This is a genomic window from Streptomyces sp. NBC_00102 (assembly GCF_026343115.1).
Classification (GTDB): Bacteria; Actinomycetota; Actinomycetes; order Streptomycetales; family Streptomycetaceae; genus Streptomyces.
In genome coordinates this window covers 4717305-4731885 of record NZ_JAPEMC010000001.1, presented here as the reverse complement: position 1 = coordinate 4731885, position 14581 = coordinate 4717305, and the positions used below count along the sequence as shown (strand labels likewise).

Here is a 14581-nt window from a genome sequence, read left to right as displayed (position 1 = left end):
ACCCACTGGGCGCTTGCGGCACCGTGCATGGGTTCCTCCTCATGAGTCCACTTGTTCTTCCATACGAAGCGGGCACCAGCGGTCTTACGCCGACACCCCTGGCGGCGGAAGATCTGTGTGCCCCGTGTGCTCGCGGGTCGACACTCCCCACAGTGCGTGACCCATTGACCCGAGCTCAATGCAGCCAACTATTAAGTACGAGTGGACCGTAAACCACACTTAAAGGGTCTCGGTTTGACAACATCGATACGGGCCGTGTGACCGAAATCCGGACAAACTGAGTCCAGACAGACACCCCCGAAACGGACTGTTAACACAGGTTTCGGAGAGCAACGCCCGATAACCGGACGCGGAAGTGACGAAAATCAATTGACGAAGGCTCGGCCTCCCGCAGTATCCGCGGGAGGCCGAGCCTCATGTCAATGCATGTGATCGGGTTTCAAACCCGTTGTCGATCAGCTCCGGCCGTGGCCGGATGTGATCAGCGCTTGGCGCGCGACGCGGTGCGACCGCGCTCCTTGGCGTCCAGGACGACCTTGCGGATGCGCACGGTCTCCGGGGTCACCTCGATGCACTCGTCCTCGCGGCAGAACTCCAGGGACTGCTCCAGGGACAGCTTGCGGGCCGGAACCACGTTCTCCGTGGTGTCGGCGGACGCCGCACGCATGTTGGTGAGCTTCTTCTCCTTGGTGATGTTGACGTCCATGTCGTCGGCGCGGGAGTTCTCGCCGATGATCATGCCCTCGTACACCTCGGTGCCGGCCTCCGTGAAGATGATGCCGCGCTCCTGGAGGTTGACCATGGCGAACGGCGTCACCGAGCCGGCGCGGTCGGCGACGAGCGAACCGTTGTGACGGGTGCGCAGCTCGCCGAACCACGGCTCGTGGCCCTCGAAGATGGAGTGCGCGATGCCGGTGCCGCGGGTCTGGGTGAGGAACTCCGTACGGAAGCCGATCAGGCCGCGGGACGGGACGATCCACTCCATGCGGACCCAGCCGGAGCCGTGGTTCGTCATGGTCTCCATGCGGCCCTTGCGGGTCGCCATGAGCTGGGTGATGGCGCCCAGGTGCTCGTCGGGCGAGTCGATGGTCATGCGCTCGATGGGCTCGTGCGTCTTGCCGTCGATCTGCTTGGTGACCACCTCGGGCTTGCCGACGGTCAGCTCGAAGCCCTCACGGCGCATCTGCTCGACCAGGATGGCCAGTGCGAGCTCACCGCGGCCCTGGACCTCCCAGGCGTCCGGGCGCTCGGTGTCGAGGACGCGGAGCGAGACGTTACCGATCAGCTCGCGGTCCAGACGGTCCTTCACCTGGCGGGCGGTGACCTTGTGGCCCTTGCCGCCCTTGCCGACCAGCGGCGAGGTGTTGGTGCCGATGGTCATCGAGATGGCCGGCTCGTCGACCGTGATCAGCGGCAGCGCGATCGGGTTCTCGGGGTCGGCCAGCGTCTCACCGATCATGATGTCGGCGATACCGGCGATGGCGCAGATGTCACCGGGGCCCGCCACCTCGGCCGGCTTGCGGGTGAGCGCCTCGGTCATGAGGAGCTCGGTGATGCGGACGTTCTGCTGGCTGCCGTCACGCTTGATCCAGGTGACGGTCTGGCCCTTGCGCAGCTCGCCCTGCTCGACGCGGCAGAGCGCGATACGGCCGAGGAAGTTGTCCGCGTCCAGGTTGGTGACGTGGGCCTGCAGCGGCGCGGACTCGTCGTACTCCGGAGCCGGGACGTGCTCCAGGATGGTGTTGAAGAACGGCTCCAGGTCGACGCTGTCCGTCGGGACGGTGCCGTCCTCCGGCTTGGTCAGCGAGGCGACGCCGTCACGGGCGCAGGCGTAGACGATCGGGAACTCGATCTGGTTCTCGTCCGCGTCCAGGTCCAGGAACAGGTCGTACGTCTCGTCGACGACCTCGGCGATGCGGGAGTCGGGACGGTCCGTCTTGTTGATGCAGAGGATGACCGGCATCTTCGCCGCGAGCGCCTTGCGGAGCACGAAGCGGGTCTGCGGCAGCGGGCCCTCGGAGGCGTCGACGAGCAGGACGACCGCGTCCACCATCGACAGGCCGCGCTCGACCTCGCCACCGAAGTCGGCGTGGCCGGGGGTGTCGATGATGTTGATCGTGATGGGTTCCCCGCCGGCCTTGGGGTGGTACTTCACCGCCGTGTTCTTGGCGAGGATCGTGATGCCCTTCTCACGCTCCAGGTCGTTCGAGTCCATCATGCGGTCGTCGAGGCTCTCGGCGGCGTGTGCGGCGAAGGCACCGGCCTGCTTGAGCATGGCGTCGACCAGCGTGGTCTTGCCGTGGTCGACGTGGGCGACGATGGCTACGTTACGGATGTCGTGGCGCGTGGGCATGGGTGGAATGCGCTTCTCTCGGATCGTGGGATCAGGCGTCGCAGTCGGTCTCAGGTCCTCGTACGCCCCGCCGGGCTTACACGCCACGGCTCGTCCCATGGTACGGGCCAGCCGCGCGGGGGGCTTCCCGGCCCGATCCGCGAGACCGCTCTTCCCCGAGGATTCAACGGATATTCAGGACCGGGAGGGCCGCGGCGGGGCCGGAGCGGCCCCCGCGAAGGCCGCCCGGACCCCGCCACGGCCGTCCTCCGGGCACTGCCCGGTCACCTCGCCGGAACGCGGAAGTGCCCGCCGGGAGATCCGGCGGGCACTTCGCGGGGTACGGCTCCGGGCTACTCGGTCAGACGCGCCGGGGCGCCCGCGGCCTTCTTGTCCTTGAAGCCGATGTCCTGGTAGCGCGGCGTCCCGAAGCCGAAGGCGCCGACGTTCACGAGCCTCTTGTCCACCGCCACCAGCTGCGGGCGCTGGTAGAGCGGGATCGAGCCCGCGGCGGCCCAGATCCGGGCGTCCGCCTGCTTCATCAGGTCGCGGGACGTCTTCTGGTCCAGGGTCGCGACGGCCCGGTCGAAGAGCTGGTCGATGTAGTCGGTGCCGACCCGCGTGTAGTTCTGCTCGACGACCAGCGATCCGTCGGAGGCCGGCACCGGCTTGGCGAAGATGGGGCGGCCGTCCGTGGCGGGGTAGGCGCTGGCCGGCCAGGAGTAGAGGGCGAGGTCGTACGCGCCGGAGGCGATGTGGTCCTTGAAGTAGCTCGCGTCGGAGACCTTGGTGATCACCGTGGAGATGCCGACGGAGTCGAGCATCGCGGCGATCTTCTCGCCGACCTTGCGCAGGGAGGCCGACTCGGGGCCCGAGGGGAGGACGAACCGCAGGCTCAGCGTCTTTCCGTCCTTGCCGATCCGGGCGCGTACGGGCGCGTGCCGGGCCGGGGCCGCGGGCCGCGGCGCGGCGGTGCCCACGGGGGCGTACAGGCCGGGGGCGCCCCCGGCCTTGCGATCCTGGAGCGACACCTGTGCGGCGGAGTCGTCGTCGCCCGGCTTCCCGTCGTCCCCGACGACGTAGCGCCCGGCGTTCCCGGCGTCGGCCTTCTCGTCGGCCGCGGTCTTGTCGGTGCCGGTACCGTCCGCCTTCGCGGTGCCGGTCGTGCCGGTACCGTCCGCCGTCGCGGTGCTCCCGGTGCCGCTCTGCCCGGTGCCCCCGGAGTCGGTCTTCGCCGCGTCCGTGCTCCCGGAGTCGGTCTTCGCCGCGTCCGTGCTCCCGGTGGCCTCCGCGCTCTCCGTCGCCTCCGCGGCCTCCGCGGTCTCCGTCGCTTCCGCACCCGCCGCGCCGTCCGTCTCCTCCTCCGGGTCGTCGGCGTCCGCCGAGGCGCTGGCCTTCGCGGCCGCGGACTTCTCCGCCTCGCTGCCGGCCTCGGTGCCCTTGGGCTTCCGGGCGCCGCCGGGGGTCCAGCCCGCGTCCGCGAGCAGCGCCAGGGCCTCCGCGGTGTCCTGGTCGCCGATGGCGCCGCTGCTGTCCGTGTAACCGGGCTGGCCGAGCATGGCGAGGTGACTGCCGAGCGGCTCGGACGGCAGCCCCAGCGGTTTCAGGACGGAGTCGGCGATCTCCTGGCGGTCCAGCGCGCGGGCCACCGCCCGGCGCACCCGCTCGTCGGCCAGCGGGCCGGACTCCCCGTTGAGCGCCAGCTGCGTGTAGGCGGGCTCCAGCGACTTGCGGACGACGTAGGAGCGCAGCCCCGCCTGCTCGGCCTCGTACGCCTCGACCGCCTCCTTGGCCTTCTCCCGGGAGGCCTGCGCGATCTCGGCGGCCTCCTCGTCGGAGCCGTGGGCGAGCGCCCACGAGCGCAGGGCGGCGGCGGGGCTGAGGTCGGCCTGGGGGCCGTGGGTGAGAGGGCGGCCGTTGCGGCTGTCGTCACGGGCGGCGAGGCGGATGCGCTGCGCTTCGGTCCCGTCGATGTCCGCCACGTCCACGGTGCCCGCGGCGAGCGCCTTGCCCCGGTCCCGGGGGGCGACCGCACGGAAGACGATCTTGTCCAGCTTCGCCCCGCCGCCCCACCAGCGGGGGTCGCGGACGACGGTGACGGTCTTGGTGTCCTTGTCCACGGACCCGAGCCTGAAGGGGCCGGCCGTGTTCTTCAGGGTGGTGCGCGCGCCGTCGTTGAAGGAGTCCGGGGAGCCCATGACCTCCTTCGGGTAGAGCGGGGAGAAGAGCGAGCGCCAGTCGCCGTAGGGCTTCGAGAAGGTGACCCGGACCTGGAGGTCGTCGTGGCCGCGTTCGATCTTCTCGATCCGCTCGTACCCGGCGTTGCGCGCGGTCCAGTAGGCGGTGTCCTTGCCGTTCAGCGCGCGCCACTGGGCGACGAAGTCCGGGGCGCCGATCTCGCGGCCGTCGCTCCACACCGCCCGCTGGTTGAGTTTGTAGAGGACGACCTGCTTCGGCTCCCGGTCGATGACCTTCGCGGACTCCAGGTAGTCCGGGTTGAGCTTCGGCTGTCCTGCCGCGTCGAGCGGGAAGAGGTTCGGCAGGAGCGCGCCGGTGATCCGGGTGGTGGAGCCGTCCGCGTCCGCCTGGAAGGTGTTGAGGGTGGCGGGCACCGCGTCGACGGCCCAGTTCAGGGTGGAGCCCTGGGCGATCGCTCCCCGGACTGCCGGGGCGATGTCCTGGGGGACGCCGGTGGCGGTCTTCTCCCCGCCGGAGTCACAGCCGGCCAGCGCCGGGATGGTGAGTACACCCGCGGTGAACAGCGCGAGGGTGCGGCGCTTGCGGACGGTCCCGCGCGGGACGCCGACGTGGGACATGGCTGGTACCTCCGGGGCCGGAACGGACCACCCCGTACCGGAATGGACCGGATGACAGTTATCTGACGATCTGATGGCATTAGCGGTTGATCACACCGCTGACGCCTTTCCACTGAAGGCGCCTGCGCGCGTGGGTCGTCACCGACACGTCGGCCGGCCGGGAAACCTCACCCGCCCGGAGGCAGCGGCATACGGCCGTCCGGGCCCGCGACCGGGCTCCGGGCTCCGGACACACCCGTGCCCCGGGTCCGGCGGTTTCGCCGGGGCCCGGGGCACGGGTGCGCGCGCACCGGCCGTACGCGGGAGGAGGCGCGTACGGCAGGTGGCGGGGAGGGATCAGCCGAGGAGCTTGATGATCTCCGCGGTGGTGGCGGTCTCGCCGAGGCGCGGGAAGATCTTCTCGACGGAGTTGGCGTGCGAGCCGGCGTCCATGTCGCTGATCGCGTCGGTCACGACGGTGACGTTGTAGCCGTACTCGTGGGCGAAGCGGGCGGTGGACTCGACACCGATGCTGGTGGCGACACCGAGCAGCACGATCTGGGTGACGCCGCGGCGGCGGAGCTGGAGGTCCAGGTCGGTGCCGTAGAAGGCGCCCCACTGCTGCTTGGTGACGACGATGTCGCTGTCCTGGCGGCCGAGGCCGGGGACCAGGTCGGCCAAGTCGGCCGGCGGCCGGCCGCCGCCGTGACCGGCGTCGGTGCGGCCCGGGGCACCGCCGGTGACGCGGACCAGCACGACGGGCAGGTCCTTGGCGCGGAACGCCTCGGAGAGCTCGGCGGCCTTGGCGACGATCTCCTCGCCGGAGTGGATGATCGGGAGCTCCAGAATGCCCTTCTGCAGGTCGATGACGACGAGCGCGGTCTTCGCGTCGAGGGTGGTGGCGGTCATGGGACGTGCTCCTTGATGTGTGGTCCGGCCCGTGGGGTACGGGGGCCGGGGCGGTGCGGTTCTTCGTGTGCGGTGGTCTTCAGGAGGCGTGCGGGGTGCGCAGCGCCCGGTCCGTGAGGGTCAGGACGATCAGCAATACCCCGAGCCCGGCCGCGATCCACGCCATGAGGTGCAGACCGGCGTCCGTGGCGGCCTGGCCGTAGGCGAGGGCGATCATGCTGGAGGCGGTGATCGCGCCGATGTACTGCGCGGTGCGCTGGAGCCCGGCCGCCGAGCCGATGGACTCGGCCGGCGAGAACTGCGCGACCGCCGCCTGGTTGCTCGTACCGATCAGCCCCTGCGGGATGCCGAAGCAGGCGCCCGCGATCAGCAGCAGCACGAGCGGGGAGCTCCCGGAGAGGAAGCCCAGCAGCACGGAGCCGGCGGCGAGGAGCAGACAGGCCAGCGTGAGCGGCCCCCGGATGCCCTTCGTACGGGCTGCGAGGAGCGAGCAGGCCAGGGCGGCGATGGACATCGGGAGCATCAGCAGACCGGTCTCGCCGGACGAGAACCCGCGGACCTCCTCCAGCCACTGCGTCAGTCCGTACATCACGCAGTAGACGAGCAGATAGCCGAGCCCGTGCCGCAGGTACGTGCGGGTGAGCGCGCCGTTGGAGACGAGCGCCCGCAGGTCGATGAAGGGCGACGGGGTCCGCAGCTGCCACCGGACCAGCAGGGCGCCGACCACCACGAAGGGCAGCAGCAGCCACCACTGCGGGTGCTCCAGGTCGAGCAGGAAGAAGGCGAGCAGCGTCAGCGCGGTGGAGAAGAGCCCGATGCCGAGCGGGTCGATGTCGGTCTTCGGGCGGCTGCCGTCAGCGGCGGGCACCCGGGACCGGTCGGCCGGAATCCACAGAATCGCGGTGACGAGCGCGATCAGCGCCACGGGCACGTTGACCGCGAAGATGCCCCGCCAGCCGACGAGCATCACCAGCACACCCCCGAGCGTCGGGCCGACGGCGGTGCTGCCGACCGCGGCGAACGAGAGCCGGGCGAGGACCGGCCGAGGCGGGGTACGGCCGACCCGGAGGCCCTCGTGGCGGAGGATCGACATCGAGGCCGGGTAGGCGGCGGCGCTGCCGATGCCCAGCAGCAGCCGGGAGACGAGCAGCCAGCCGAAGGAGAGGGCGAAGGCGCCGACCAGTCCGGAGATCAGGACCACGATCAGCCCGGCGATGAACACCCGGCGCGGACCGATGGAGTCGGCGAGCTTGCCGAGCACCGGCTGCGCGACGGCGCTGGTGAGATAGAGGACGGAGATCAGCCAGGCGGTTCCGGCCGCGCCCACGGAGTAGCTGTGCCCGATCGCGACCAGGGCGGTCGAGATCATGGTGGTGTTGAGCGGGTTGACCAGCGAGCCGATCAGCAGGGGCGCCGTCAGCCGGGCGCCGAAGCCGGGCGTCCCGGGGGCGCCGCCGGTGCCGCCCTTGCCCTTGACCGGGGTGGCGGGACCGGAGGTGCCGGTCACCGCCGAGGGTATGAGCGGCGGGGTCGCGGCCTGCGTGCCGCGCGCCGCGCTCACTGCTCCACCAGCCGGTCGAGAAGGGTGACCGCCTTCGCCACGGCCCGGCGCTCGGCCTCGTCCATCTCGGCGCCGAGGGCCTCGGTCAGCCAGTCGTGCTTGGCGGCCCGGAGACCGGCCAGCGTGGCCCGACCGGCGGCGTTGACGGAGACGAGCGACTTGCGCCCGTCCTCGGGGTCGGGTGCCCGGTCGACCAGCTCCTGGCTCTCCAGTGCGGCGAGCGTCAGGCGCATCGACTGCGGGCGTACGAACTCCGCACGCGCGAGAGCCGCCGTGGTGGCGGGCCCGTCGCTCTCCAGCCGGGCCAGTACGGACCGCTGCGACGGGGTGAGCAGGCTCTCCGCGGACTCGGTGCGCAGCTTGCGGAGGAGCCGGCTGACCACCGCCGCGAGCCGCACGGCCAGCACGTCCGGAGCGGGGTCGTCCGCAGGGGGCGTGGTCGGCTGCGTGGCTGGGGTTTCGGTCGTATCGGGCATATCTTCACCGTAGAAGATGGGTAGACCATCTTGCAAGTTTGCCTGTCAATCTCTCTCGCCACCTCCTCGGCCGCACCCCGGCCCGGCCCCGCGCGGGCATCTCACGGGCTGCGGGCCGACGGCATTCCGTGGACCTCGGGACGACCGCGGCACAGGCCGTCCGGCCTGCCCGGTTCGGGTGATGTCCGGAACGTCACCTTGTGCCTCAGCACCCCGCGATCTAGGGTGAATGCGCTTTCATCGCCCATTTTTTTCGATCGTGTGCGGTGCGACATCAGAGGCAGAGTCGGCGCACCCTTCGGGCATGCGGCCGCGAACGAAGAAAACGAAGAAGCGGACGGTCCCGGTCGAGTGAGTGCCCCCACGGTGTACGACGTCGCGGAGCGTTCCGGCGTCTCCATCGCCACGGTCTCCCGCGTCTACCGCACCCCGGACTCGGTCCGGGCCCAGACCCGGGAACGGGTCCTGGCGGCGGCGCGCGAGCTGGGCTACGTACCGAGCGGGAACGCCCGGGGCCTGGCCAGCCGCACCACGGGCGTGCTCGGGCTCTGCTTCCCCGACTACGCCGACCCCGATGCCGAGAGCGCGGCGGCGCTCACCGACGACGGCGACGACGACAACGCCGTGATGCTCTACTCCGACCAGATCATCCGGGGCATGGAACGGGCCGCCCGCAGGCACGGTTACGCCCTGCTGATCGCCGCCTCGCTGGACGGCGGGCCGGAGAGCCTGGTGGCGAAGGTCGCCGGCCGGGTCGACGGCTTCGCCGTCCTCGCGCGGACCGTGCCGACCGAGGACCTCGACGTCATCTCGCGGCGGCTCCCGGTCGTGATGCTGGCCGGCCCCCGCGAGATAGACCACCTCGACCATGTCGAGGTGGCCAACAGGGACGGGGAACGCGAACTCGCCCGGCACCTCATCGACGACCACGGACTGCGCCGGCTCGTCTTCGTCGGCGGCGAGGCGGACTCCCCGGACGCCGAGGCCCGCTTCGAGGGCTTCCGGCAGGCGTGCCGGGAAGCCGGGCTGCCGGTACCGGACCAGCCGGAGCTGCGCGTCGCGATGATGACCCAGGCGGAGGGTGCCCGCGCCGCCGAGGCGCTGCTCGACCGCGCGGACGGGGCCGGGACCGCCCGGCCCGAGGCGATGCTCTTCGCCAACGACCAGATGGCCGTGGGGGCCCTCCAGGCGCTGGAGCGCCGGGGGGTGCGGGTGCCGGAGGACATCGCGGTGACCGGCTTCGACGGCATCCCGCTGAGCCGTCTCGTACGCCCGGCCCTGACCACGGTCCGCCAGCCCATCCGGCGGCTCGGCGAGGAGGCCGCGGAGCTGCTGGTGAAGCGCCTCGGCGACCGCGACCGCGACCCGGTCTCGGTGGAGCTCCCGGTGGCCCTGGCCCGCCGCGAGAGCTGCGGCTGCGGGTAGCGCGGGGCGGGGTCGCGGGGCGGGGCGGGCGGGGTCGCGAGGCGCGCACCCGCCGTTTCGCCGTTTCGCCGTTTCACCGTCTCGCCGTTTCGCCGTTTCGCCGTCTCGCCGTTCGGGAACCGCGAAGCCCGTGGACGCCCGGTACGGCGGGTGCCATGATCACGCCGTCGGCCGGGCACGGGTTCCGGCACGCCTGGGGGGATCATGAAGTTCTACGTGGGCATACCGCTCGTCGCACTCGCTCTGGCATTCGGCGCTTCAGGCATCGCCGCGGTCGCGCGCGGCTGGGTGCTCCCCTTCAACCGGGGGCGGGTCCGCAACGTCCGCCTCTTCGGCTGGGGACAGACACTGGTGGCCCTCTCGCTGCTCGGGCAGGGCGCCTTCCTGCTGCTCACGGGCGGCACGTCCAGGGCCCTCCCGCCGGTCTACCCGGTCTGGAGCCCGGTCCTGCCGGCAGGGCTCGCCCTGATGGGCGTGAGCCGGCGCGCGGGCGGTGTCCGCCGGGGCCGGTGACGCGGCCCCCTCCCGTGCGGCGCCTCACTCCCCGAGGTGCTCGCGGAAGAACCGTTCCCGGTGCGCGCGCAGTTCGCGGATCTCCTCCGCGATGCCCCGGTACGCGAAATGCCCCGCGGTCAGCACCCGGAGCTCCCGCACCCCGGCCAGCGCGTTGTACACGGCGAACTGGCCCGGCGGCGGTACGGCCGGGTCGAACAGGGCCGCGGCGACCAGCGTCGGCAGGGTCAGCCGGGTCGCCGCCGTCGCCGCGTCGAAGTAGGCCAGCACCTCGGTGACTCCGGGGTGCTCCCGGTGGTGGGCGCGTACCGCCTCGCCGCTTCCGGTGCAAGGGAGCGTGAGGCGCAGCGGGTGGTTGCCGAAGGTCGGCACGGTGAGCTGGGCGGCGCCGAACCGCTCGTCCCAGGGCAGCGCGAGGGCGCCGAGCCCACCGCCGAAGCTCTCGCCGAGGTAGCCGAGGCGCGGCGCTCCCGGCAGCTCCAGCTCCGGTACGAGCGTGAGCAGCGCGGAGGCGGCGCACCAGAGGTCGGCCACGCACCCGCCGAGGACGTACGTGTCGCGGGCGCCGATGCCGGTGAGGACGTGCGCGTCCGCGGTGTCCGGGATGCCCGGGACGAGCCCCCGGGTGCCCATCCCTCGTACGCAGGGCAGGATCGCCGCCGCCCCGGGCAGCGGGAGCGGCAGGTCCGGGCCGGGCCGGTCGCGCCCGCCGTAGCCGTGCCCGACGACGAAGCCGTACCGGGCGGCGCCCCCGCCCCCGGGCGAAGGCGTGCCGTCCGGGAGGGCGACCCAGCCGCCCAGCCGTACCCCGCCGACCGAGGTGTACGTCACCCCGTGGACACGTACCCCGTCCCGCTCCGCCTCCACGGGGCCGAGCTCCGGCGCGGTGTCGACCGCGAGGGCTTCCTCGTACCGGCCGCGCCAGAACGCCTCGAAGTCCTCGGGGGCGGTGGGGGCGGGGACGCCCAACAGGGTTTCGCGGGTGTGGCCGTGGCGCGGGTCGAAGGGGAACGCGTGGGCAGGTGAGGGCATACGCCCGACAGTACGACCCGCCCGCACGGACCCCGGCCACCCGCTCAAGCCTGACTAATCGGTCACAAGAGTTCATCTTTCGCATACATGACGCTTACCTTCGAAAGCCGCAGCTTCCTCATGTCCGGGACTTTGCCGGAATGTGACGCAGAACCCTCTTGCGGATTTCTGAGCGTGTGTCGCAAAGTGATGTATGCGCTTACAGGCAGCGCATACATTCGGATTGCTCAAGGAGGAGCCCTCCATGCCCCGCACCGCCAGAATCACCGTCTCCGCCGGGATAGCGGCCGCTCTCGCCTTCGGCATCACCGCTTGCGGCGGCTCCGGAAGCGGCTCCGTCGCCGCTGACAAGAAGCAGACGCTGACCGTCTGGGCCATGGGTGCCGAGGGTGAGAAGCTCGCCGACGTCGCCAAGGTCTACGAGAAGGCCCACCCGAACGTCACGGTGAAGGTGACTCCGGTCGGCTGGGACGTCGCCCACCAGAAGCTGGTCTCCGCCGCTGCCGCCGGCACCATGCCGGACGTGGCCCAGATGGGCGGCAGTTACATGGGCGAGTTCTCCGACCTCGGCGTGCTGGAGCCGGTCGACACCAAGACCTTCGCCGAGAAGGACTACTTCCCGGCGGGCTGGAGCCAGGGCGAAGTGGACGGCACCGCGTACGGCGTGCCGTGGTACGTCGACACCCGCGTCCTCTACTACCGCACCGACCTGGCGAAGAAGGCCGGCATCACCAAGGCTCCGACCACCTGGAAGGAGATGCAGGCCCTCGCCACCGCGTACCAGAAGGACGCGGGCACCAAGTGGGGCCTCTCCATCCAGCCCAGCGGTCTGGACACGGTGCAGAACTTCTACCCGTTCCTGTACTCGGCCGGCGGCGACATCATCGACGGCAAGGGCAAGGTCGTCATCGACAGCCCCGCCGCCGTCAAGGCGCTGAAGGAGTACGGCTCCTACTTCGACAAGGGCCTCTCCAACAAGTCGGTGCAGCCCGGCTACGACGTGGTGAAGGACTTCGGCAACGGCCGCGTCCCGATGTTCTTCGGCGGTCCGTGGCACGTGACCCTCCTCGACGAGGGCCAGCCGCAGCTGAAGGGCAAGTGGGCCGTGGCGAACGTACCGGCCGACGCCTCCTCCACCTCGATGGCGGGCGGCTCCTCCCTGGTGATCTCCAAGGACAGCGAGCACAAGGCCGCGGCCACCGAGTTCATCAAGTACCTGACCGGCACCGAGGGCCAGGCCGACTGGTACGAGCGCACCAAGGACCTGCCGGCGAACACGAACGCGTGGACCTCCGGCACCCTCGCCGACGACGCCGACCTCCAGGTCTTCAAGAAGCAGATGGACACCGCCAAGGCGTCGCCGACCCTCTCGAACCTGACGGAGATCACCGACAAGGTCGACCAGGCCATCGCCAAGGTGACCCAGGGCAAGGCTTCGGCCGAGGACGCGCTGAAGACCGCGCAGTCCCAGATCGAAAGCCTCGTGAAGTAGGAGCCATGAGCACCGTGACCGGAAAGGCCGCGCAGACGGCCAAGGGACCGGAAGGGCGGGCGACCGCGAAGTCGCCCGCCGCCGGGCCCGGCGCATCGCAGGGCCGTCAGGTCCGCAGGAAGCCGCTGGGGAGGCAGAACGCGGCGGGCTGGCTCTTCTCCACCCCGTTCCTCGTCCTGTTCCTCGTCTTCATGGCCTTCCCGATCCTCGCCACCCTGGTGATGAGCTTCACCGACTTCGGGCTGCGCAACGTGACGCACCCGCTGGACGCGAAGTTCATCGGCTTCGAGAACTACGTCAACCTCTTCGGTGACGAGAAGTTCCTGCGGTCGCTGCTGAACACCGGGTACTTCGTGGTCGTCGGCGTGCCGCTGACCATCGTGATCGGCCTGGTCGTCGCCGTACTGCTGAACAACGGCATCGACCGCGCCCGGACGTTCTTCCGGGTGGGCTTCTACGCCCCGGTGGTCACCACCATCGTCGCGGTCGCCGTGGTGTGGCGCTTCGTGCTCGACCCGAGCGACGGCCTGATCTCCGGCCTGTTCTCCGAAGTCGGCCTGACCGGGCCGGACTTCCTCGGGTCCGAGGCGCTCGCCATGCCGTCGATGATCGCCATGGCGGTCTGGCGGAACGTCGGTACGGTCATGGTGCTCTTCATCGCCGGACTCCAGGCCATCCCGACCGAGGTCCGGGAGGCCGCGCGCCTCGACGGCGCGGGTGTCTGGGCGGAGTTCAAGGGCATCACCGTCCCGCTGCTGCGGCCGACGATGCTCTACGCCACCGTCATCACCACCATCGGCTACCTCAACGTCTTCGAGGAGCCCTTCGTGATGACCCAGGGTGGGCCCTCGGACTCGACCCTCACCGTCTCGCTGAACATGTACCGCGAAGGCTTCAACTTCTTCCACATGGGCTACGCCAGTGCCATGGCGTACGTCCTGTTCGTGGTGATCATGGCCATCACGGTGCTCCAGCTCCGACTGCTGAAGGACAACACCAAATGAGCGCCACCAACGCACCCGGCACGCTGCGGACGGCGCCGACGGAGGGACGGTCCCCGTCCACGGGCTCCGCGCCGAAGGGGAAGGGCCTGCGTCCCGGCCGCGCCCTCGTCTACGTGCTGCTCTCGGTCGGACTGCTGGTCATGTCCGCGCCGTTCCTCTGGATGGCGCTCTCGTCCTTCAAGACGACGGCCGACCTCTCGGCCAGCCCGCCGGTCTGGATCCCGTCCCACTGGACGCTGGACAACTTCCGCGAACTGCTCGACAAGCTGGACCTGCCGCTCTACTTCATGAACTCCGTGATCGTGGCGGTGCTGGTCACCGTCTGCAATCTGGTGTTCTGCTCGATGCTCGGCTACGCGCTGGCCAAGCTGAAGTTCGCCGGCCAGAACAAGATCTTCGGCCTCGTGCTGGGTGCGCTGATGGTGCCCGGCAACCTGATGCTGCTGCCGCTCTTCGTCCTGATGAGCAAGCTCGGCCTGATCGACTCGTACGCGGGTCTGGTGCTGCCGTTCGCGGCGGGCGCCTTCGGGGTCTTCCTGATGCGGCAGTTCATGCAGGCGATCCCGGACGAGCTGCTGGAAGCGGCCCGGATGGACGGCGCGAGCGAGTGGTACATCTTCTGGCGGATCGTGATGCCGCTGGTGAAGCCCGCCCTCGCGACGCTCTCGATCTTCACCTTCCTCGGTTCCTGGAACAACTTCGTCTGGCCGCTGATCGCGACCAACGACCCGGACAAGTACACGTTGCCGGTCGCGCTCGCGACCTTCGCCACCGACCCGAACAAGGCCGGCGGATCGAACGGCGTACTGATGGCCGGTGCCTTCCTCGTGGTCCTGCCGGTGCTGATCCTCTTCATCGCCCTGCAGCGCCACTTCACCCAGGGCATCGCCACCGCCGGCATGAAGTAGGGCCCGCCCGCACGTCCGGCCGCCCCGGTCCGCGCCCCGCCCGGCGCGGACCCCCTGACACCCGCACCACCACGCACCACCTGCACCACCCGCACCACCACGCACCACCCCGCACGGGCCGCGCACGGAGAGCC

11 protein-coding genes are annotated in these 14581 nt (G+C 70.6%); 5 read left to right on the top strand and 6 right to left on the bottom strand.

Annotation, left to right across the window (positions count from 1 at the left end; genetic code table 11):
• Positions 1-481: 481 nt before the first annotated feature.
• The 5 genes from typA to OHA55_RS21210 form a co-directional block, all read right to left on the bottom strand.
• Positions 482-2353, bottom strand: coding sequence for a translational GTPase TypA (typA, locus tag OHA55_RS21230; RefSeq protein WP_266708632.1), 1872 nt, complete (start codon positions 2351-2353; stop codon positions 482-484).
• Between the two features lie 332 nt (positions 2354-2685).
• Positions 2686-5148, bottom strand: coding sequence for an ABC transporter family substrate-binding protein (locus tag OHA55_RS21225; protein ID WP_266708630.1), 2463 nt, complete (start codon positions 5146-5148; stop codon positions 2686-2688).
• 336 nt (positions 5149-5484) lie between these two features.
• Positions 5485-6036, bottom strand: a complete 552-nt coding sequence (locus OHA55_RS21220; protein WP_266708628.1) for an isochorismatase family protein — start codon at positions 6034-6036, stop codon at positions 5485-5487.
• A gap of 79 nt (positions 6037-6115) precedes the next feature.
• Positions 6116-7597, bottom strand: coding sequence for an MFS transporter (locus OHA55_RS21215; RefSeq protein ID WP_266708626.1), 1482 nt, complete (start codon positions 7595-7597; stop codon positions 6116-6118).
• Positions 7594-8073: a MarR family winged helix-turn-helix transcriptional regulator gene (locus OHA55_RS21210; RefSeq protein WP_266708624.1), complete on the bottom strand. Its 480-nt coding sequence runs from the start codon at positions 8071-8073 to the stop codon at positions 7594-7596. The genes OHA55_RS21215 and OHA55_RS21210 overlap by 4 nt, the downstream gene beginning before the upstream one ends.
• 351 nt (positions 8074-8424) lie before the next feature.
• Here OHA55_RS21210 and OHA55_RS21205 point away from each other — a divergent pair, with 351 nt between their 5' ends.
• Positions 8425-9498 (top strand): LacI family DNA-binding transcriptional regulator, encoded by a 1074-nt coding sequence (locus OHA55_RS21205; RefSeq protein ID WP_266708622.1) that lies wholly within the window; start codon positions 8425-8427, stop codon positions 9496-9498.
• A gap of 204 nt (positions 9499-9702) precedes the next feature.
• On the top strand, positions 9703-10011 hold the full coding sequence (locus OHA55_RS21200) for a hypothetical protein (RefSeq protein ID WP_266708620.1): 309 nt from the start codon (positions 9703-9705) through the stop codon (positions 10009-10011).
• Between the two features lie 24 nt (positions 10012-10035).
• Here OHA55_RS21200 and OHA55_RS21195 read toward each other — a convergent pair whose 3' ends face one another.
• On the bottom strand, positions 10036-11043 hold the full coding sequence (locus OHA55_RS21195) for an acetylxylan esterase (RefSeq protein WP_266708618.1): 1008 nt from the start codon (positions 11041-11043) through the stop codon (positions 10036-10038).
• A gap of 244 nt (positions 11044-11287) precedes the next feature.
• On the opposite strand from OHA55_RS21195, the gene OHA55_RS21190 reads away from it, so the two are divergent.
• From OHA55_RS21190 to OHA55_RS21180, 3 genes are read left to right on the top strand one after another with little or no spacing between them, the layout of a single operon-like run.
• Entirely contained in the window at positions 11288-12535 is a 1248-nt protein-coding gene (locus tag OHA55_RS21190; protein WP_266708616.1) for a sugar ABC transporter substrate-binding protein, read from the top strand.
• A gap of 5 nt (positions 12536-12540) precedes the next feature.
• On the top strand, positions 12541-13539 hold the full coding sequence (locus OHA55_RS21185) for a carbohydrate ABC transporter permease (protein ID WP_266708614.1): 999 nt from the start codon (positions 12541-12543) through the stop codon (positions 13537-13539).
• Positions 13536-14447, top strand: a complete 912-nt coding sequence (locus OHA55_RS21180; protein ID WP_266708612.1) for a carbohydrate ABC transporter permease — start codon at positions 13536-13538, stop codon at positions 14445-14447. The genes OHA55_RS21185 and OHA55_RS21180 overlap by 4 nt, the downstream gene beginning before the upstream one ends.
• Positions 14448-14581 lie beyond the last annotated feature (134 nt).

Excerpts from the sequence above, each read along its gene's own strand:
- OHA55_RS21195 (WP_266708618.1), bottom strand. The coding sequence starts at position 11,043 with ATGCCCTCACCTGCCCACGCGTTCCCCTTCGACCCGCGCCACGGCCAC.
- OHA55_RS21225 (WP_266708630.1), bottom strand. The coding sequence starts at position 5,148 with ATGTCCCACGTCGGCGTCCCGCGCGGGACCGTCCGCAAGCGCCGCACC.
- typA (WP_266708632.1), bottom strand. The coding sequence starts at position 2,353 with ATGCCCACGCGCCACGACATCCGTAACGTAGCCATCGTCGCCCACGTC.
- OHA55_RS21185 (WP_266708614.1), top strand. The coding sequence starts at position 12,541 with ATGAGCACCGTGACCGGAAAGGCCGCGCAGACGGCCAAGGGACCGGAA.
- OHA55_RS21210 (WP_266708624.1), bottom strand. The coding sequence starts at position 8,073 with ATGCCCGATACGACCGAAACCCCAGCCACGCAGCCGACCACGCCCCCT.
- OHA55_RS21180 (WP_266708612.1), top strand. The coding sequence starts at position 13,536 with ATGAGCGCCACCAACGCACCCGGCACGCTGCGGACGGCGCCGACGGAG.
- OHA55_RS21190 (WP_266708616.1), top strand. The coding sequence starts at position 11,288 with ATGCCCCGCACCGCCAGAATCACCGTCTCCGCCGGGATAGCGGCCGCT.
- OHA55_RS21200 (WP_266708620.1), top strand. The coding sequence starts at position 9,703 with ATGAAGTTCTACGTGGGCATACCGCTCGTCGCACTCGCTCTGGCATTC.
- OHA55_RS21220 (WP_266708628.1), bottom strand. The coding sequence starts at position 6,036 with ATGACCGCCACCACCCTCGACGCGAAGACCGCGCTCGTCGTCATCGAC.